This is a genomic window from Paraburkholderia fungorum, from assembly GCF_046027215.1.
In the GTDB taxonomy this organism is placed as follows: domain Bacteria; phylum Pseudomonadota; class Gammaproteobacteria; order Burkholderiales; family Burkholderiaceae; genus Paraburkholderia; species Paraburkholderia fungorum_D.
Genome location: NZ_JAQQEN010000002.1, coordinates 1,422,395 through 1,442,561 on the forward strand (window position 1 = coordinate 1,422,395; position 20,167 = coordinate 1,442,561).

Below are 20,167 nucleotides of genomic sequence, written 5' to 3' on the forward strand. Positions count from 1 at the left end.
CAGAAATCGGTCGCGAGGTCAAATACCGCCCATTTTTTCTTCGAAAGAATCGAGCAGTAAATTCATTAACCTAATTCTTCTTTTTTCAAATTGCTGATGAAACTCGTTTGGAGTCAGTTCTTTTAGCCATTTCATCCGCTTTTTCATAGCTTCTTTCCAGATATCTAGCAGACCTGCGCTGTTTTCATGCTTAGCAATCCGATGTTGAGCGAATTCCAACATATCGAACGCAGTCAGTCGGTGACGATCCCTTATGTTAGTGAGCTGAGGTCGTCGTTCGAATTTCCGGTATGTCACAACTACTTCGTTGCCGTACCCGATATGAGTGGCCGCCAACACGCTCTCCCAATTAAAAAGCACATCCTCGGAAAACGAGCCGGTACCAAAAAATATATCTTCGTCGTGCAATAACCGGGTTTTAATGATCCGGTTCCATGGATGATTAACCATCGATAGCGCCAACCTACGGAATTCTTTGATATCCTTTGCCTCGGGAAAGCTATTCCATGCCACCTTATCCTGATTGAACATACCGCCGATCCTATGTTTTTCATAGAATTCGATCTGATATTTCAGGAAGTAAAGATCGTGATCGTTTGCCTTCGCATCTAGAACCGCCCTAGCAAGTTCCACTCCGTTAACGACGTCATCCGCATCCAGAAAAAACGTATAAGTGCCGGTGCATAGCGGAATCAGAGCGTTACGCGCCGACCCCGCGCCCCTGTTCTTCTGCTGGAAGAAGTGGAAATTGACGTACGTGTCTTCGATTTTCTGGCAGATTTCCGCCGTATGATCATCAGAACCGTCATCCATTGCGAGCACATTCGCCCTGATGCCAGGCAGATTCAGAACGGAAAGGACGGCTTTTTCGATGAAAGCCTCACAGTTATACGCCGGGATAACAACGGTCAGGTCATACTGTGGATATCCGTCAGAGAATTCCTTGATGAGATTTCCGAAACCCAAAGGAATTTTCGCTGGCTGCATTTTCATCCAACTTTTTTCGACGATCTGAGCAACTCGCTTGCCGAGGATCGCTTTTACGTCACACCCTTCTTGACGCCGCCAGATCCATCCAATTCGACAGCAATACTCGTAAAACGCATCGACAATAGATTGATCTTTCGAAAAATCTAAATATTTTATCAAAAAGCCAGCAATAGTGTTGAGGTGGCAGCATATCGCCGCGAAGTTGTCGTCCGCCACGCCGATCATCTGATCTTCGCACGACATATGGCAATAACTAATGATGTCGTTTATCTTGACAATTTTGCTATGCGATGCCAGCACGAACCAATGCCAGATGTTCTCTTCGCAAAAGTAATCGCCCTCAGGACACGCGATCCGGTTATCCCTCAGAAAGTCACGCCGGTACAGCTTTTGGCAAGCCAGTGTAGAAGTACGAAACACCTCTGGATGAGTCGTAGCCGAGAACACTTCGCTAGTAGGCAATGTGTCGAAGCTCTGCAGATCACAGGCGTCTTCCGTAAACGTTCGCCCGCCTCCCATCACAATATCAGCCTGATACTGTTCAGCGGTTGCAACCAATTTCTCAATTGCCGTCTTCGTGAAATAGTCACCGGCATTGATAAAGCCTATATAGGTCCCGACCGCGGCATCAACGCCGATATTGCGGGGAATTCCTCCTCCCCCAGGTGTGTGGCAATCTAGATACACGGCGCGAATGCGTTTATCCAAATCTGCGTGGGCCTTAATGATCTCTCTGCTAATATCGGTAGATGCATCATCTACGACGATCAATTCGATATCTTGATAGGTCTGATACCGAACAGATGCAATACTCGCATCGAGAGACTCGCCAGCGTTGAAAACCGGGATGATGATCGAAACTTTCGGAATGGCGAGATCATTTTTGCCCGTCAACCTCGGGCTGATATTCAGGCATTCGGCCTCATCGTGGTCGTTATTCACGCATGCGCGTTGTCTTTCATTCTCTGCACTGCGCCCCGAATAACCGATTTTTAGATTTGCCTGGCGTTGGCGCGCATGCACCGCCTCGCTGCGCAAATGCTTTCCCAGACGCATTTCGGACTCGCTAAACGGCATATTCGATGGCAAGAGATCGAGCATGGCCTCCGCCTCAATCAAATCACCAGATTTGTAGAGTGTAAAAGCGAGCCACTTTAGACGATATGCTTTGGGATCAAGGTGGTATGCTCGGTGCGCAGCTTTAGACGCCGCAGCAATATCGATATCGAGTAGATGCTTCCCCAAGGCCGTATAGGCGTTGGCTTGCATGATTGGAGAGATTCGTTGAGACGACAGCAGTTTATCTACGGTCTCGAATCCACTCTGGCCATATGCTGAAATTACCGCATCAAAATCTTTTCCGCCAAGCGATTTCAGTGAAGTTTTACGGCAATAACGCAATCCCGTTTTGAGCAACTTCACAGGCAGAGCTGGCAACGCCCATGGTGACCGAACGCTCTGCAACAATAGATTGCCGAACTCTTTATTCAGTACCTTTGTGGTTTTCATCTGCTGCATTCTTGCCATAGCGCTCAGACGCTCATTCTCCGCTAGCGCGTTGATGAGTTCCTCGTCAAGTTGACCTTTGCGCGGCGTCTCCCCCGCCCGAAAGTCAGTCACTTGGCCTCTTGCGGATTCCTGGAAACGCACGCGGCCGTGCTCCAATTCGCCGTGAGCGTGGAGCAACTTCGACAACGATCGATCCCGGCCCACTTTACAATCGATAACGCCCGCTTCATCAGCCGTGAGGTTAAATTTATTAACCATAGTCCATTCCGGTGCCACGATTATCAACGGATAAAAAACACAACGCTCGATGGAATGTAGACTCGCGGCACCATTCCCCGACTTACTTCAACGGCCTACAGCCGCTTGCCTGAAATGCCCTCGTAGCGACGAATTCCACGCAGCGGTGACTGGAAAGTTTGACGCGGTGCCGTCAAACGGCGCCTTCGCAAGTCATTAATCAACGAGCAGCGGCTCGAAATACGTAGAGGCGATGACCTTATCCGTCATCTTTTTCTCCCATCCTCCGCAGGTATCGATGAGTCGCTGAAACCCGGACAGTTGCGGAGGCGAACCCTTGAACTGCGCGTGATTGACTAGAAGAACGAGAACGTCCGCACGTTCCACCGCCCAACTAAAGTCGGTCAAGACTACCCCTGCATCAGTCAGACGCTCGGGAAGACGTTCGAGGTTCGGCTCGACCACATGGACCTTGCCGGGGTAGCGCTTCGCGAGTTCTTGCGTGATATGCAGCGCCGGGCTTTCTCGCAAATCGTCAATATCGGCTTTGTAGGTAATGCCAAGACATGCAATCCGGATGTCTTCTATCGGCTTACCCGCGCGAGTCAGCTCTGCAATGACCCGCTCAATCTCGCGAATCACCCACTCTGGCTTTGCGTCATTCACTGTGCGAGCAGCGCGAATCAACTTCGCGTCTTTGGGAGCACCATGCACAATGAACCACGGATCGACGGCAATGCAATGTCCTCCCACTCCACAACCGGGCTGCGCAATATTCACGCGTGGATGCCGATTCGCGAGTCGGATCAATTCCCAGACGTTGATACCCTGCCGGTCGCAAATTATCGACAATTCATTGGCAAACGCGATATTGACGTCGCGAAAGCTGTTCTCGGCCAGCTTGCACATCTCTGCCACACGTGCCTCGGTGACAATACACTCTCCCTGCACAAACGACTTGTATAGCGCGACAGCCGCTTCCGAACAACTGGGCGTCATACCACCGATCACGCGATCATTTTCGACCAGTTCATGCACGATGCGCCCGGGCAGCACTCGCTCGGGACAATACGCAATGCGAATGTCGGGCTCATCTCTGGCCTGCTCTGGGAACGTCAGGTCCGGACGCATTTCGGCCAACCATTTCGCCAGTTTCTCCGTCGTGCCAACGGGCGAGGTCGACTCCAGAATCACCAGATTGCCTTTTCTCAGCATCGGTGCAATGGACTTTGCCGCTGCCTCGATGCAGCTTACATCTGGCTCGTGTTCGTCGGTCAAAGGGGTCGGCACTGCAATGACAAACGCATCGGCGGGCTCTGCGTGCATTGTTGCGCGCAGATAGCCAGCACCGACCGCAGCCTGGACCAGCATATCCAGTTCAGGCTCGACTATATGAATATCTCCACGATTGATCGTTTCGACGACATAGGACGAGATGTCGACGCCAATCACCCGAAACTTGCGCGAGGCAAATAACGTTGCCGTGGGCAATCCGATATAGCCAAGACCGATTATTGAAATTGTTTTCAACATGCATTCACCCGAATATCGCGGATGCGTTGAGAGGCCACACCTCGTTCAGCACCGTGTGGAGAGCGACCTGCGTCTTGCTGGCCGTAAGCCAACGGCGTCTGATTCGGTTCCCGGATGTCGAGATCGTAGCCGGGAGGCACACTGCAAAAATCCAGCATCCGGCGATGCTGTGACGTCATGCAGACCTTCATCTCGGTTTGCGGTACATCCCGAAGCAGTCTGAGCCAAGACACCATTCCAATGGCCTGCGGACGCGCTCCCATAACAATCAGGGATCTCACTTTCTTCCGCTCTCAATCCACGTGATCGAGGATGATGCTTTCCAGCAACTTGATCACGCCAATGAGCGAGAGCGCAATAAACAGCGTGACGAACGCGTTGTAGATGCGCCGCGGTTGCGTTGGATAGTCCGGCATGGTCGGCGCCTGAAGAATGGAAATCATCTTGAGCTTGCGCGCCGCATCCATACGACCTTGCTCCAAAGCCGTGAGTGCCGTTTTGTACAAATCCTGCGCAAACTGTTCCTGCATTTCCAGGCGCTTGTATTCCGCGACGATGTAGTTGAGCGTGCGGCTCTTTGGCGAAGCGAGCTCAGCTCGCTTCTGTTCAATCAGCTGCTCGACGGCCGCCAGATTCTTTCGAAGCATGACAACCACCGGCTGATCCGAGTTCATATTCGGCGGCAGCGAGGCAAGCTGTGTCTGCAGGTCCGCTTTCTGGCCTTCGAGTTTCGAAATGATTGCGTTGAGGCTGTCCGCCGTCGAAGCCGGCGATGCGAGTCCCTTCTCGTTCTGAAAATTGATCAGGTCTTGCGAGGCCGCCAGGATACTATCGTGCGCGAACGTTACTTGCTTGGAAAGAAAGTCCACCTGCGACTGCGCCAGTTGATGCCCCATCTGGTTCATGTGGGCTTCGCCAAGCTGGACAAGCATATCGGCAATGGCTTTTGCAGTTTTTGCATCGTAGGCCTGAACCTGGATGCGCAGTACCCCGGCGTAATCATCGTATTCGATGTCGACATGATCGAGCCAGTACTCATAGAACCACTCATGCGGTGCATTTCTAAACCACATGCGCGAGATGGGATCGCGGTGCGTGTTGCTGTAATGCGAGCGAAGATCGAACTTTGCGTCGAGTTTTTCGAGCATGTCCTCCGACAGCAGGTACTCACGCAGCAGGACCTGGTCCGCAGCACTCCCCGCTCCGGCCCCGAGGGCGACAGGAAGTGCTACGGCCGGACCTTCGACCTGATCGGTTCGCTGGACGATGACAGTGGCTTGCGAAACATAACGGTCGGACGCCACAAACAGCCAATACGGAATGGACAGAACAGCAAAGATGATCACCAGGCTTGTGATCAGCTTGAATATCCGGATGGAAAACAGTGCGCTTTTTGTTTTTTCGTAGGCTGCGGTCCATCTGCCGCCGGAGCGCAAAAATTCAGTTGCCGACATTTCTTTCATGGAATGAGTTTGGTCTTGTAGGCTTTCAGTCCTTCTGCGAGATCGTCGAACCAGTATGCCCGGCCTTCGTCGATCCAGATCGCCGACTGACAAAATTGCTTGAGCGTGCTTTCATCGTGCGAAACCATGATTACGCTGGCTTTGCTAGCGATGCCCCGGAAGGCTTCAGCCGCTTTCTTTCTGAAACGGGCATCGCCTGCCGCAGTCACTTCATCGGAAATGAAGACATCGAAATCAAATGCTAGCGACAGAGCAAACTGAAGTCGTGACCGCATACCCGAGGAAAACGTCTGCACTGGCTCATCGAAGGCGTCACCCAATTCAGCAAAACCCTGAATGAACGAGAGTCGATCCTGAAGCTCATTCTGATGACCGTGCATCCGGCAGACGAACTTGGCATTCTGGCGCGCCGTGAGCGTTCCCTCCAATCCGCCCATTGCCATGGGCCACGAAACGCGGCACTGCCGTACCACTCGGCCCTTGTTCGGAAAGTCTACGCCGCCAATAATCCGCAACAAGGTGGACTTGCCCGCGCCGTTATGTCCAATCAGGGCAACACTGCGGCGCGTGGGAATGGTCATGGAAATTCCCTTTAAGACCCACTTCCCGGCACCGTGGTCGGTCATGTAGCGCTTATGAACGTCTTCGATCAGTATCACCGCATCACCAGTTTTCTGGACGAGCGCTTGTACAACGCCAAACCAAGGAGCAACAGACCCAATGCCGAAACATAGAGGTAGAGCAGATTCGCACCTTGAAGGGGATGATAGGTCGACAGGAACCCTAGCCTCGCCATTTCGACTCCGTGGACAACGGGATTAATTAAGAAAATGTACTGGTATGGCTTAGGCACCAGCATCGAAAGCGGAAACAGTGCGCCCGATATGTAATAAAGAGGCAAATACAGTAGTTTAAATATATGGTCTACTTCCGGAACAGCGTGCATTGCCACTGAAGTGACCAACCCGAGCGCCAATCCGAGGATCCAAAGACCAAAGCAACTCTCAGCAAATAGCAATGGGTCCGCCGGCAGCCACGCTGGGTTCACGAAATCAGGGGTAATCGCATGCCCTGTCACAACCGCAAGAAGGTAGACCACGATCGCTACCGGAACCATGAGGAAAAGCTCAAGCACAGATCTCACGATAGCGACGTCAAAAGGCTTGACTTGCCGATAAGCAAAAAATGCTTTGTTGCAATCAACTCCGTGCATCACCTGCGTCCAGGTGCGGCGCCAAAGAAGATAGCCAATAAATCCGGCAATCATCCACATGTTGATCGACATTCCACCCACTCGATGAATATGCAGCGTCTCGAGTCCGAATGCGTGGATCGCAATATAGATAATAGGTTCAGCCAACAGCCACAACCACGCCGCCCGTGCTTCGAATAGGCGATCAAGCGCCTCGCGCAGGAACAGAGCTCGCCAGACTGAATAGGCGACCTCAAACGGCGAACGAACTGTTACCGTCATAACCCGCTACGCCCCACATCGTAGGTAGCAGCGGCGGCCGGCGTTGCCACCATCACGACATACGTGAGGAACTTCCTGAACTCCGCGCCCGGCGAGTTCGAAACATAAACTACGTCGTGGTTCTGAACCGGAAAATTCTGCGTAACGAAAAATGCCGCCGGGTCGCGCAAATCGATCTCGTACACCACCGGCACCTTGCCGTTGCTCGCTTTGACCGATGGGTCCAACCCGTCCACCAACTTTGCGTCCTCGAAACGGAACACAAAAACTCCGCGCGCATCCGCCCGGTTGTCGTTCAGACCACCGGAGCGTGCCAGCGCTTGCGCCAATGAAATACCCTGCGCCTCAAACGGAATCTCGTCGTTTTTGCCCGTGGCACCGAGCACCGAGAATGTCTGCGGCTGGAATAGCGCGGTTACCACGTCTCCGGGTTTGAGTATTACGTTTTGCTTTGGATCACGAATAACTGAGTCGAGCGGCATTGTCGCTGTCGTATCGCCGCGCGACAATTGCACCGCCATGTGGCTGACGGTCTGCTTCAGGCCGCCCGCGAATGCGAGTGCATCAAGCAAACGCTCACCCTTAGGTGTGAGCGGCATCAACGTACTGTTGTTGACCTCACCCACGACCGTGACATTCGACGCATTATTCTTCGTCACCTCAACGAGGACCTGCGGCTGATTCGCCTTGCCCTTGAGATAGCCGACAACACTCGACTCGATCTGCTCGGTGGTGCGCCCCGCCACGTTCACATGACCTGCGAAAGGAATCGAAATGGTGCCGTCGGCGGCCACCATCTGCTTTGGCAATGTGACGCTCGATGCACCCGAACTGGACAGCGATGCGTCGACCTTCGAGCCGAAGAGCATGGCCGGGGGTGCTTCCCAGATCGTCACTTCAATCACGTCGCCTGGGCCGATCACATAGTTGTTCGCCGTTTTGCTCGTGAAGGTGTTCGAAAACCGGTCCAGTTGTTTCCCGGCGGCCAGCTTGCGCGCCAACGCGTCGTTCACGTCCACCACCTGGATGCCCTCAACGCGACCGGAGTCCTGTTTCTCCAGAACCTGCTCGCGGCTTGCGCCCGACGACGGAATCCAACCTGGAAATGTCCCGCACCCCGAAAGTGTCAAAACCGTTGAAAGGCAGCTTACTAAAAGACTCTTCTTCATTGCACGTGAAATCTCACTCTGGCGATACTTCCCCGCAGGGGCTTGCCGAGATGCCGACAACGCATGACGCGTTCGGCCGACGCATTGTGCATCGCAATGCCCGCTTCGGTGAGCGTACGCTCTAATAACAATTGCGTAGCGTGATCTAACTGATTTTCGCAATCCGTGGATGCAATCCACGAACGTGCAGACAACGCAGGAGCCCCATCGACCATGGGCGTCGAACACTTTTACAACCATTTTTGTCGTTCCGCGAGCTGCCCAGTTGACTGCGACCTGGACGCGAACGCGTCTTGTGCATTTGGTGTTCGACTACCTTCTACGGCACGGATGACGACCCAGCAGCTGCGTGCATTTTAGCGGAACATTACTATATCGAGCACATTTTCCTTAAACTTTTATGAAGCCCTACTCTCAAAAAACAACGCTCCAAAATCTCGGGTTCTTCGCAGATAGCCGTGGAGCTTAGGGAAATGCTTGCACACCTGATAGGCGCGTTCAGTCGGCCGCCGGCGCGAGAGCGTCAGCGCTCTTTTTCATGCCCGCGAATCGTACAAGTAATGCAAAATATGAATCCACGGTGAGGTGGCAAATAGCCGGCTGCAGTGAGAGTGCGGCCGCTTTCATGGGAAAAACGAGAATGCTGAAACGTATCACGCAAGTCGGTGGGCCAGTCCCGAAAGGGGTAGTTCTTCCGAAATCCGTGAAGATGGAAAATTCGTGGATCGAGTTCGAGGAAGGGAGCGCTTCGATCGTGTTCGGTCGAGATGTGAAGCTTTCAAATGTGCGTATCTCAGTAAAGAAAGGCGGCGAGCTCGTTGTCGGGAGCTTGGGCGAGTTGCGCGGGAGGATCATCGTCGAAGAAGGATCTCGGCTGACGATCGGCAACGGTCTGGTCTGCAATAGCGACGTATTTTTCCATGTCGCCGAAGGTGGGAGCATCACAGTCGGCCATGACTGTCTTCTGGCAAACGCGCGGTTTTACAACTCCGACCTGCATGCGATTTTCAGCGAGGAAACCGGTGATCGTGTAAATCCTGCGCGTGACGTGGTGATCGGCGATCGCGTTTGGATCGCAACGAACGCTTTGATTCTAAAAGGCACAAATCTTTCACCCGATTCGGTCGTCGGAGCCGGTGCAGTCGTCGCTGGGAAATTCCCGCCAAAGGTCGTGATTGCTGGCAATCCAGCGCGTGTGGTGCGTGATGGCGTCGTTTGGTCTCGCACGATGATTGACCGATGTTCTATAGCATTCGGCGATGATTTTTCGCCATCCACGTTCCAGGCCGCCGCTTTGGACTTTGATAACGTCAGCGTGATTCGCATGGGCTTGCCGTATCTCGCACAGTGGCGAAAAATGGATCGCTCGAATTACGGGGTCTTTTACTATCTCGCCCGCTCGATCTTGCTGCATCATTTCCGGGCTGCACCGGCTGATGCTGTCACGATCAACGGCGAAACGGTTTCCCTCGAGACTGTGTTGGAAATGCTCAACGCTAGCTACGAACTCAGCGAAAAACGAAACCATGTGTGCGGCGCCTATCTGCGCATGGTTGCGCTCATGCTTGGAAAAGCAGATATCGCCGATCGTATCTATGACGAAATATTCCCGCATTGGCAACATATTAAAGAAGCTCGCTTTAACGCACCGTGGACACGCGAGCGGGCATAATTTACCGCCAAGCCAATTCAAGCGGCCTAACATATCGTCAAGGCCGCAATTACACCTATCACCGCAACACATGCGCAAAGCAATCCGCTACGATGAATAGTCACTTGTTCGACAGCGTCGAACGTAACGGCTTCGTGATGCCTGGCGAAGGCTGTGCGAAGTGCGCGCGCTCAGCACCTCACGGTCAGCGAGTGCCTCGCCCGGCAAGCCGCGCCACCGCTTCAACCGTCCGACTAATCTGCTCCGCCTCATGCGTCGAACAGATAAAAAACCGCAACCGCGCCGCCTTCTCCTCAACAGCCGGATAAAAAATCGGCTGCACGTTAATGCCTTCCTCGAACAACGCGTTCGCCCACTGTGCGGCCTTCAACGAGCTGCCTGTAATCACCGGCACGACCGCGAAGCCCGCGCTCGTGCCGACATTGAGTCCGGCCGCGCGCGCTTCGGCAAGAAACTGATGCCCCCGCTCCCGCAGTTGCGCGACCCGTTCTGGTTGCGCGATCAAACTTTCGAGCGCCGCAAGCGACGCTTCCGCCAAAGCCGGCGCGAGCCCGACGCTATACAAAAACCCAGGCGCCAGATGACGCAGCATATCAGCGAGCGGCTGACAACCCGCGATAAACCCCCCACATCCCGCCAGCGTCTTGCTCATCGTGCCCATCCACAGATCGACGCGATCTGGGGCCACGCCGCACTGCTCGCGAATACCCCGCCCCGTCGCGCCAAGTACACCGAGCGAATGCGCTTCATCGACCAACAGAAACGCCCCGTGCCCCTCCTTCACCTCGCAAAAACGCTCGAGATCGGGGAAATCGCCGTCCATGCTGTACAGCCCTTCGATCGCAATCAGCACGTGACGATACTCGCGACGCACCCGCGTCAGCAATTCGTCGAGCGCCTGCCAATCGTTGTGCGCAAAGCTCAGGCGCTTCGCACCGCTCAATTGCGCGCCCTGCACGATACTGTTGTGCGCGAGCGCATCGTGCACGATCAGATCGCCGGGCCCGAACAGCGCACCGATCACAGTCACGTTGGTCGCATGTCCGCTCACGAACGCGACGCAATCGTCGGTTTCGTAAAACGCCGCAAGCGCGCGCTCGAGTTCGCGATGCACGGGCCGCTCGCCCGCAACGATCCGGCTCGCCGACGCCGACGTGCCATACCTGTCGATGGCAGCCTTCGCACGCGACGCGATAACGGGGTCGCCCGCGAACCCGAGATAGCTGTAGTTCGCGAAGTTCACATACTCGCGGCCGCCGATTTGTGTCGTCGCGCCCGCAATACCGTCATGTACCCGAAAAAACGGCGACTCGACTTGCAGCGTCTCGCCCATTTCGCGCATCAGCTTGACTTGCTGATATTGCGGCATTGCTTCAAAGCGGCTGCGTGCAGAAAGTGTCTGCGCAAGCTGTGCCGCTTGCGCATCGGGCACGCCAGGCGCGTCCGCCGCATCGGTTGCTCGCTCCAGCTGGCGCTTCAGTGCCTTGGCTGCCAGCTGCTGCCGTAGTGTTTCTCCGAGTCCCATGTAATTCGATCCAACCTATATGTGCGGCGCGGCTTACGCGTGCGCCTCGACCCACTCGTACGCGCCGGGCGATCCCAGCAACGCGGCGAGCAGCCGGTAGTTCATTTCATGTGTCGGCCGGCGCGCACTCACGTGGCCCAGCAACGGTGCCCCCGCGAGCGCGAGATCGCCGACCAGATCCAGCACGCGATGCCGGACGAACTCGTCGGGCTGACGCAGTCCGCCGACCACCCGCTTGCCGACGATCGCCGCCGTGCATGATAGTCGTGCGCCGCGCAAAATTGGCCAGCCGCGCAGATAGCCGACGACAATTGCGGGCACGGCCCACTTGATCTGCCCATACGAGCGCGACGACGCGATTTCGTCGGCGAAGGCGCGCGGCGTGAGCACGCCGTGCCACTCCATGTCGCCGAAACCTTTGAGATCGTTGTTATGCACGCTGAGCGCATAGTTGTCGGCAGGCTCGACACGCATCTCGCGGCGCGCCTCACCTTCGCCGTCGGCGATGCTCACACTTTTGAGCACCCGCAAAAAAAGCTTCGGCTGCGGCAACGCGGTACGACCGCACGCGCGAATCGCGTCGATCCATGGCTGCGCGCTGCCGTCGAGAATCGGCACCTCTTCGGCGTCGAGCTCGACGATCGCGTGGTCGATCTCGCAGGCAAGCAGCGACGCGAGCAGATGCTCGACCGTGCGCACGCCGAGCCCGTCGCTCGCGCGCAGCATCGTGCACAGCGGCTGGCCCCGGCGCAGCGACGGATGCGCGGCGACGGTACCGAGCTCGCGGCCGCCCTTCAAACGCCGAAACACGATGCCATGCCGCTCGCCCGCGACCCGCGCCGACTCAGCCGGAAGAATGCGCACGTTCACGCGCCGCCCGGTGTGCAGGCCATGTCCCGACAGTTCGAGCGGCCGCGCAAGCGTGCCCTCGCTCGCCTGCCAGCCCGCGGGAAGCTTTACTCCGCGAACGCCGGCGTCGACTGACATGACTCGTCTCCCTGTTGATCGTGAGTGTGAGCGGCGTTGCCGCGATTGCGTTCGAGCAGCGCGCGCGCCTCGTCTTCGCCGAGCGCATGGCGCGCGGCCAGGGCCGCGACCTCGTCGCTCGCATCGTTCGACGTTGCCTGAGCGCCGTCGCCAGCGCTCTCGTCGAGCATGTCGACGATCCGCACGGCTAGCGTATGCACGGTGGCGCCTTCCGCGATCGCCATGATCGACAGCTTCACGCTGAACGATTCCTCGACGGCCATGCCGAGCTCCATGCCCATCAGCGAGTCCATGCCGAGATCCAGCACAGAACGGTCGAGCTCAACGCGCTCCGGCGACATGTGCAGGATGCGCGCGATCTGGCCGCGTAGCGCGGTCTTGACCAGCGCGACCGCTTCCGCGTGTGGCAGCGCATGCAGCTGTTTGAGCAGCACACCGTCCTCGCTCGCCGTCTCGGCCGTGCCGCCGCTTTGCAGCGCCATGTAGCGGCGCGCCTGCGCGGCGGGCATGCCGCGCGCGATCGCCGCCCAATCCAGTCGCACCACGGCCTCGCCGGCGGCACCGCTCACGAGCGCCTGCTCGAGCGCCGCCATCGCCTCGTCGGAGGTGATCGACGCACCGCCGATACGCGCCTGCAGCGCCTCGCGCGTCGCGCTGTTACGCGCGAGGAAGCCGACGTCTTCGATCGGCCCCCACGCCATGAAGGTGGCGGGCAGCGCTGCCGCGCGGCGATGCGCGACGAGCGCCTCGAGGAAGCTGTTGGCCGCGACGTACGCGCCTTGGCCCGGATTGCCGAGATAAGTCGTCGCCGACGAATACAGCACGAAGAAGTCGAGCGCGCAGCGACGCGTCGCGCGATGCAGGTTCCAGGCGCCCGCGACCTTCGGTTCGAGCACGGCCAGCATGCGCGCATCGCCGACACTGCGCAGCAGGCCGTCGTCGATGCGCATCGCCGAGTGCAGCACGCCCTTGAGCGCTGCGCCGCGAGTTTCGATCGCGTCGACGAGACGCCCGAGCGCCGCCGCGTCGGTCACGTCGCACGACGCCACCGTCACGGTCACGCCGAGTTCGGCGCGCCAGCGTTCGATCTCCTGCTTCTTCGCGGCGTCGAGCACACCGCCGCGGCCCGCGAGCGTCAGGTGGCGCGCGCCGCGCGAGATCATCCAGCGCGCGCTTGCATAGCCGAGGCCGCCCGTGCCGCCAACGATCAGATACGCCGCCTGGGGGTCCAGCCGCAGCGCCGGCTGCGCGACATCGCGCGTGGGCGCCGGCGTGCCCGACGGATACGTGATGAGCACCTTGCCGATCTGACGCGCCTGCTGCATGTAGCGGAACGCTTCTTCCGCGCGCGCGGCGGGGAATGCGCGATACGGCAGCGGATGCAGCACGCCGCTCGCGAAGAGACCCATCACTTCCAGGAAGAGCCGCGTGGTGAGCTCGGGCAGCACGCCCATGAGCTGATCGGCGTCGATGCCGAAATAGCTGACGTTGTTGCGGAACGGCCGCAAGCCAATCTGGCTGTTGTCGTAGAAGTCACGCTTGCCGAGCTCAAGGAAGCGGCCGAACGGACGCAGCGTGTCGATACCGCGCACCATCGCCTCGCCCGCGAGCGAGTTGAGCACGATGTCGACGCCCTCACCGTTGGTGCAGGCGCGCACGTCGTCCGCGAATGCGAGGCTGCGCGAGTCGAACACGCGATCGGCGCCGAGCAGGCGCACGAACTCGCGCTTCTCGTCGCCGCCGGCCGTAGCGAACACTTCCGCGCCGAGATGACGGGCGATCTGGATCGCCGCGATGCCGACGCCGCCCGCGCCGCCATGCACGAGTACGCGCTCGCCGCTCCTCAGCCGCGCGAGCTCGCACAGCGCGTAGTAGGCGGTGAAGAACGTGGTTGGAATCGTGGCCGCCTCTTCAAACGAGACGTGCTCGGGCTTGCGGGCGATCGCGCTTGCGCGCGTGATCACGCGCGTCGCGAACGAGGCCGGCGCGAAGCCGAGCACCGCGTCGCCGGATGCCCAACCTTCGACTCCCGCGCCGACGCGCACGATGCGGCCCGAGAGTTCCATGCCGATGGTCGCGCCCGCGAAACCGGCCTCGACCGCCTCGTCGGAGAGCAGGCCCATCGAGTACATCACGTCGCGGAAATTGAGGCCGGTCGCCATCGGCGCAATCTCGACTTCGCCGGGGTTCAGCTCGCGCGACGGCAAGGCGAACCATTCAAGGTTGCGCAGCGAGCCTGGCATGTCGAAGGCCAGCACGGCGGGCGCGGCATGAGCCGCCGCATCGCCGTGCGGTGCCGCCTGCTGTCCGGTCTGCTGCTCAGCCTTCTGCGCCGGCAGCATGCGCGGCACGTATCGGCCGTGCGGCGTGAGCAGCACTTCTTCCTCACCGTCGTCGTGCATCAGCGCGTGCGCCAGTTGCGCGATCTCCTCGCCGCGCGCAGGCGCGACGTCGATCAGGCGCAACGAAAGCGCCGGATATTCGTTCGCCATCACGCGGCCGAGGCCCCACAGGGTCCCCTGCTCCGGCTGCGCCGACACGCCGCCGGCAAACGGCGCGCCGCCGCGCGTCAACACGCACAGGTGGGCCTGCGCGGCCAGGCCGGCCGCGTCGAGTTCGCGCACGAGCGAGGCGATCGCAAGCGCACCGCCCTGCTGTGCGCGCATTACATCGGCGCCGCTGGCGTCGTCGAGCTGCGCGAGCGGCGCGATGAACACGATTTGCGCCGGCGCTTTCTTGCGTTCGAGCCACACGGCCACCCCGCGCGCGGGCGTCGATTCGACCTGGCAGCCCAGCCGCGCGAGCTCGAGCGCGAGCGCCACGCCGAATGCATCGTTGTCGTTCTGGACGATCAACCAGGGCTGCGCGTGCGCCGCGTCAGCGTGCGCGCGCGGCGCGGCGTCCGGTTTGCGCGCGACGATCAAGGTCGGCGCGCCTTCGAGATCGAGATCCTGTTCCGCGTGGCGCACGACGTCCTGCAAGCCGACGTGTTCGCACAGGGACTGAAGCGCGGCCGGCGCGAGCGCGCCGTATGCGGGCGTGGCGACTTCGCGGCCCACCACGCCGAACACGATGTCGCCGAAACGGCTACGCCGCGCTTCGGCGAGCACGACGATGCCGCCCGGCGCGAGCCGGTCCGCGATAGCCTGCAACGCAGTGAGCGGGTCGGCCTGCTCGCCGAGCATGCGGTTGACGACGATCACGTCGAACGGCGCGGCGTCGCGGCAGTGCGTAAAGAGTGGCTCGTTCTCGCCAAGCAGCAGTGTCTGCACGTGCGCGTGCGCTTCTGCTTCGAGCGCGGCGAGCTGCTGATGCGTGCCCGCGAGAACGTGCTCGCACTGCGAAGCCGGCACGTCGATGTCGAGCGGCTGCAGCACTTCGCCACTCGTAGCGCCGATTTCGAGCACGCGCAGGCGACGCGTGCGGGGCCATGCCGCGAGCGCTTCCTTCACGCAGGCGGCCAGCATCGCGCGCGCATGCGCCCACGTGGGTGACGCATCGAAATACTGATCGACGAGGCTGCGCCCCGTCGACGAAAGCAGCGCGGGTGCGTCGGGCGAAGAGTCGCACAGCACGCGCGGCAGCGCCGCGCCGACGTGCGCGAGCAACGCCAGTTCGGCGACATGCGCCGGCGACGACGCCAGCACGTCGCGCCACAGCGCGTCGTGGGCGGGCATTGCCGCGCAGGCCGCGTCGTCGCGCACGAGACGCCCGCCCTCGAAACGGGCAAAACCGTCTTCGACGGCGATCTGGGAAAGGCGCGTCAGCAGTTGCGGATCCGCCTGCGTGGGCAGCTTCGGCTGCGCGAACGCATGGAGCACATCGAGCGCGTTGAGCGCGTGCAGGCCTGCCAGCACGTCGAGCAGCGGCAGCGTTTCGGTCAGGTGCCGCGTGCGCTGCGCACCGTCTTCATACGACGCCAGCAGCGTGCTCGCGCGCTCGACGAGCGCGGCTGGCACCGGCAGCGCGACGGCCGTGAAGCCGTCCGGCAGCGGGCGCGCTTCGAGCGCAAAGCCGAAGCGCGCCGGCGCGGCGTGGGGGCGGCCCGTCAGGTCGACGCGGCGGAAGCGGCACGCGGAGAGGCGCGCGATGATCGCATCGTTGGCGTCGAGGAATTCGAACGACGCCACAATCGAATGCGGGCTGCGGCGCTCCACGCGCACGAGCACGCGGCGCACGGAATCGCCGCGCTGGAAATCGACACGGCCGATCTGCACGGGCACGAAGGCCGCGCGCGCCTCGCCCGGCGCGGCGCCGGCCTGTCCAAGCACGGCGAAGAGCGGATGAAAACCGCTGTCCATCAGCGCGGGATGCAGCAGCCAACCGGTCAACGCCTGCATGCCGCCCAGCGCCTGCGGCGCCTCGAGCTCGGCGAGCGCGTCGTCGCCCAGGACCTGCACGGCGCGCACCCAGCGGAACGCCGGGCCGTAGGTCAGGCCGATCGCGGTGGTGCTCGAGTACAGCGAGTCGCCGCGGATCGCAGGACGCGCCTCGAGGCGCGCAAGCACGGACTCGTCGGCCGCGCTGTGCGCGCCGAGCGTGTTGCCGCTCGCGAGCAGGCGCCCCTTAACGTTCAGATTCCACGGGCCGTCGCTCATGCGGTCGCGGGTCTCGATCGTGAAGGACGCGGTGCGGGCATCGATCACAAAACGGAACAGCTTCGAGTGCTGCGGCTGGAAAACGACCGGCATGCGGATCTCGACGTTCTCGAGCGCAACGTCGGGCGTGCGGAAGAACGTGCGCGCCGCGGCGAGCGCCATCTCCACATAGCCCGCGCCCGGGAACGCGACGCCGCCGTCGACGACGTGATCCGCGAGCATCGGCAGGCGTTGCGGATCGAGCTGGTTCTCCCAGGCAAACGCATGCTGATGCAGCCGATAGCCGAGCAACGGATGGTCGGCGCGCCGGTTCACGATGTCGTATCCCTCGACAGTCGGCTCGATCCAGTGATGTTCGCGCTGCCACGGATAGGTTGGCAATGCGGTGCGCGGCGCGTCCGGAACGAAGCGATCGAGATCGACGCGGGCGCCATGCGCAACCGCCGACAGAATTGAATGCGCGAGCATCTCCGCGCTGTCGTGCTGGCGTTTGAGCGTCGGCACGGCGGTGCCGGGCAGCTTCAGCGCCGCGAGCGTCTGCTTCACGTAGGTGCGCAGAATCGAGTGCGGGGCGATTTCGATGAACACGCGCACGCGATCGTTGGCGAGATGGGCGATCGCATTGCCGAAACGGACCGGCTCGCGGATATTGCGCCACCAGTAGTCCGCATCGAGCGCGGTGCCGGGCAGCGTACCGCCTGTGACGGTTGAGACGAAACGCGTGTGGCTGTCGCGCGGTGCGAGATCAGCCAGTCCGTCACGCACGACCGGCTCGATCGCGTCCATATGGCTGCTATGGAACGCGTAATCGAGATCGAGCATCTGGAAGAAGTGATCGCCACCGGCGAGTGCCGCGCCGATCGCCTCCAGCCCTTCCAGTGAACCTGCGAATGTCACAGCCTCCGGGCTGTTGGTCCCGGCCACTTCGACCTCCGAGCCCAGGCCCAGTCGAGCGATCCACTCGCGCGCGGCGGCCTCGCCGACGCCGGCCGCGGCCATCCTGCCGGCGCCGCGCGTCAATCCCTGCGCGCCGCTGCGGAATCGGATCACACGCACGGCCTCGGCAAGCGTCAGCGCACCCGACGCCCATGCGGCCGCGATCTCGCCGACACTATGGCCGATCGTCGCGTCGAAACGCACGCCGCGCTCGGTGAGGACACGCGTGATGCCAACCTGCATCGCGAACAGCAGCGGTTGCGCATTCTCGGTCGCCGCGAGCCATTCGCCGCTGACGCCCTCGCACATCGCGGCGACGAGCGATACATTGCCGTCCGCGCGCCAGAGCGCGTCGACCTCGTCCAGCGCCGCCCGAAACACGGGATCCTGCGCGTAGAGCTGCTTGCCCATCCCAGCCCACTGACAGCCGTTGCCCGCATAGACAAAAGCGACCTGCGACGCAGCTTCCGTGGCCTGCCCGTGCGCGACGCACGTAGGCAGTACATCAGCAGCCGGCTCGGCAAGGACCGCCAGCGCCGCTCGACCTTCGTCCAGATCGGCCGGCGCGACGACCACGCGATGGTCAAGCCACTGGCGCTGGCGTGCCGCGCTGGCGGCGAGTGCGGTCCAGTTCGCCCCGGCCTGCAGGCGCGCGAGATAGCGCGAAGCGAGCGCCGCCAGCGCGCCCGGCGCGCGCGCCGTGAGCACGAGTGGGGGCAACGGTGCCTCAGCCGGCGTCGGCAGCGCGTCCGGCGCGTGCGGCCCGACCGCCTCCGTCACGATGATGTGGGCGTTCGTGCCGCCGAAACCGAACGAGTTGACGCCGATCGTCAGCGGAGCATCGCGCCGTTCGAGCGGCGTGAAGCGATCGACCACGCGCAGGCGACCGCCGTCAAAATCGATACCAGGATTGGGCGTGTCGAAATGCAGCGAGCGCGGTACCGCCCGATGCTTGAGGCACAGCACGGCCTTTAGCAGGCCTGCCATGCCCGAGGCGGTTTCGAGGTGCCCGATGTTGGTCTTGACCGAGCCGATCAGCAGCGGATCGGCAGCGGGCCGGCCGCCCGAGACCGCCTCGATCAGCGCGCGCGCCTCGATCGGGTCACCGACCGCGGTACCCGTGCCGTGCGCCTCCAGATAGGCGAGCGAGCGGGGATCGATGCCGGCGCGCCGATACACCGAGCGCAGCAGGTCCGCCTGCGTCGCCGCGGCCGGCACGTTGATGCCACCGTGCGAATGGCCGTCCGAATTCACGCCCGAACCAGCGATGACCGCGTGGATCGTATCGCCGTCCGCCAGTGCCTGATCGAGTGGTTTGAGCAGCACGAACGCGCCGCCTTCGGCACGGACATAGCCGTCGCTGCTCGCGTCGAAGGCGCGGCAACGGCCGCGCGGCGACAGCATCGACGCCTTCGAGAAACTGACGAACCCGAACGGATGCAGCAGCAGGTTGACGCCGCCAGCCAGCGCCATCCCGGTCTCGCCGGACTGCAGCGCCTGGACCGCCTGATGGAGCGCGACAAGCGACGACGAGCACGCGGTATCGACCGACATGCTCGGACCGCGCAGATCGAACAGATAGGACACGCGATTCGACGCGATGCTAAGCGAGTTACCTGTTGCCGAGTAGGGATCGATCGAATTCAGATCGTCCAATATGCGGTTACCGTAATCCATGCCGGCAACGCCGACGAACACGCCGCAATCGCGGCCGCGCATCGCGGCCGGCTGCACACCCGCGTCCTCGAATGCCTCCCACGCGAGTTCCAGAAGGAGCCGCTGCTGCGGGTCCATCTGCGTCGCTTCACGCGGCGAGATGCCGAAGAACGCGGCGTCAAATCCCGCGACGTCGTTCAGCACGCCCGCGGCGAACGTGTAGGTCTTGCCTGGTTCACGCTTCGCCGGGTGCTGATGGAACACCGTGCCGAAACGATCGGACGGGATGGCTGTTACCGCGTCGCGCTCATCGCAAAGCAGTTGCCAGAAGTCGTCGGGCCCCTCGACCCCACCGGGAAAGCGACAGGCTATCCCAATAATTGCGATTTTTTTTTTCATGATCAATGTTTGGCTTGTG

10 protein-coding genes are annotated in these 20,167 nt (G+C 60.6%); 1 reads left to right on the forward strand and 9 read right to left on the reverse strand.

Annotated elements, in window-relative coordinates; all coding sequences use genetic code 11:
• Nucleotides 1-18: 18 nt before the first annotated feature.
• From PQR27_RS26980 to PQR27_RS27005, 6 genes are all read right to left on the reverse strand, one after another.
• Nucleotides 19-2,757 (reverse strand): glycosyltransferase family 2 protein, encoded by a 2,739-nt coding sequence (locus PQR27_RS26980; protein WP_408526665.1) that lies wholly within the window; start codon nucleotides 2,755-2,757, stop codon nucleotides 19-21.
• Nucleotides 2,758-2,952: 195 nt separating this feature from the next.
• Nucleotides 2,953-4,269 (reverse strand): UDP-N-acetyl-D-mannosamine dehydrogenase, encoded by a 1,317-nt coding sequence (gene wecC, locus PQR27_RS26985; RefSeq protein WP_408526666.1) that lies wholly within the window; start codon nucleotides 4,267-4,269, stop codon nucleotides 2,953-2,955.
• Nucleotides 4,270-4,562: 293 nt separating this feature from the next.
• The gene (locus PQR27_RS26990) at nucleotides 4,563-5,732 is read right to left on the reverse strand and encodes a KpsE/RkpR family capsule polysaccharide export protein (RefSeq protein WP_408526667.1); all 1,170 of its coding nucleotides are present in this window, start codon (nucleotides 5,730-5,732) and stop codon (nucleotides 4,563-4,565) included.
• Nucleotides 5,729-6,391 (reverse strand): ABC transporter ATP-binding protein, encoded by a 663-nt coding sequence (locus PQR27_RS26995; RefSeq protein ID WP_408526668.1) that lies wholly within the window; start codon nucleotides 6,389-6,391, stop codon nucleotides 5,729-5,731. Before PQR27_RS26995 ends, PQR27_RS26990 begins: the two co-directional genes overlap by 4 nt.
• Nucleotides 6,388-7,206: an ABC transporter permease gene (locus tag PQR27_RS27000; RefSeq protein ID WP_408526669.1), complete on the reverse strand. Its 819-nt coding sequence runs from the start codon at nucleotides 7,204-7,206 to the stop codon at nucleotides 6,388-6,390. Before PQR27_RS27000 ends, PQR27_RS26995 begins: the two co-directional genes overlap by 4 nt.
• Nucleotides 7,203-8,387, reverse strand: a complete 1,185-nt coding sequence (locus PQR27_RS27005; protein WP_408528312.1) for a polysaccharide biosynthesis/export family protein — start codon at nucleotides 8,385-8,387, stop codon at nucleotides 7,203-7,205. The genes PQR27_RS27000 and PQR27_RS27005 overlap by 4 nt, the downstream gene beginning before the upstream one ends.
• Nucleotides 8,388-9,015: 628 nt before the next feature.
• On the opposite strand from PQR27_RS27005, the gene PQR27_RS27010 reads away from it, so the two are divergent.
• Nucleotides 9,016-10,047, forward strand: coding sequence for an acyltransferase (locus tag PQR27_RS27010; RefSeq protein WP_408526670.1), 1,032 nt, complete (start codon nucleotides 9,016-9,018; stop codon nucleotides 10,045-10,047).
• A gap of 184 nt (nucleotides 10,048-10,231) precedes the next feature.
• Here PQR27_RS27010 and PQR27_RS27015 read toward each other — a convergent pair whose 3' ends face one another.
• Genes PQR27_RS27015 through PQR27_RS27025 form a run of 3 tightly spaced genes read right to left on the reverse strand, consistent with a single transcriptional unit; the run spans nucleotide 10,232 to nucleotide 20,148 of the window.
• Nucleotides 10,232-11,572, reverse strand: coding sequence for an aminotransferase class I/II-fold pyridoxal phosphate-dependent enzyme (locus PQR27_RS27015; protein WP_408526671.1), 1,341 nt, complete (start codon nucleotides 11,570-11,572; stop codon nucleotides 10,232-10,234).
• A 33-nt stretch (nucleotides 11,573-11,605) separates the two neighbouring features.
• Nucleotides 11,606-12,559, reverse strand: a complete 954-nt coding sequence (locus PQR27_RS27020) for a UDP-3-O-acyl N-acetylglycosamine deacetylase (RefSeq protein ID WP_408526672.1) — start codon at nucleotides 12,557-12,559, stop codon at nucleotides 11,606-11,608.
• Nucleotides 12,529-20,148: an SDR family NAD(P)-dependent oxidoreductase gene (locus PQR27_RS27025; protein WP_408526673.1), complete on the reverse strand. Its 7,620-nt coding sequence runs from the start codon at nucleotides 20,146-20,148 to the stop codon at nucleotides 12,529-12,531. The genes PQR27_RS27020 and PQR27_RS27025 overlap by 31 nt, the downstream gene beginning before the upstream one ends.
• Nucleotides 20,149-20,167: the final 19 nt, after the last annotated feature.

Excerpts from the sequence above, each read along its gene's own strand:
- PQR27_RS26980 (WP_408526665.1), bottom strand. The coding sequence starts at position 2,757 with ATGGTTAATAAATTTAACCTCACGGCTGATGAAGCGGGCGTTATCGAT.
- wecC (WP_408526666.1), bottom strand. The coding sequence starts at position 4,269 with ATGTTGAAAACAATTTCAATAATCGGTCTTGGCTATATCGGATTGCCC.
- PQR27_RS26990 (WP_408526667.1), bottom strand. The coding sequence starts at position 5,732 with ATGAAAGAAATGTCGGCAACTGAATTTTTGCGCTCCGGCGGCAGATGG.
- PQR27_RS27000 (WP_408526669.1), bottom strand. The coding sequence starts at position 7,206 with ATGACGGTAACAGTTCGTTCGCCGTTTGAGGTCGCCTATTCAGTCTGG.
- PQR27_RS27010 (WP_408526670.1), top strand. The coding sequence starts at position 9,016 with ATGCTGAAACGTATCACGCAAGTCGGTGGGCCAGTCCCGAAAGGGGTA.
- PQR27_RS27015 (WP_408526671.1), bottom strand. The coding sequence starts at position 11,572 with ATGGGACTCGGAGAAACACTACGGCAGCAGCTGGCAGCCAAGGCACTG.
- PQR27_RS27020 (WP_408526672.1), bottom strand. The coding sequence starts at position 12,559 with ATGTCAGTCGACGCCGGCGTTCGCGGAGTAAAGCTTCCCGCGGGCTGG.
- PQR27_RS27025 (WP_408526673.1), bottom strand. The coding sequence starts at position 20,148 with ATGAAAAAAAAAATCGCAATTATTGGGATAGCCTGTCGCTTTCCCGGT.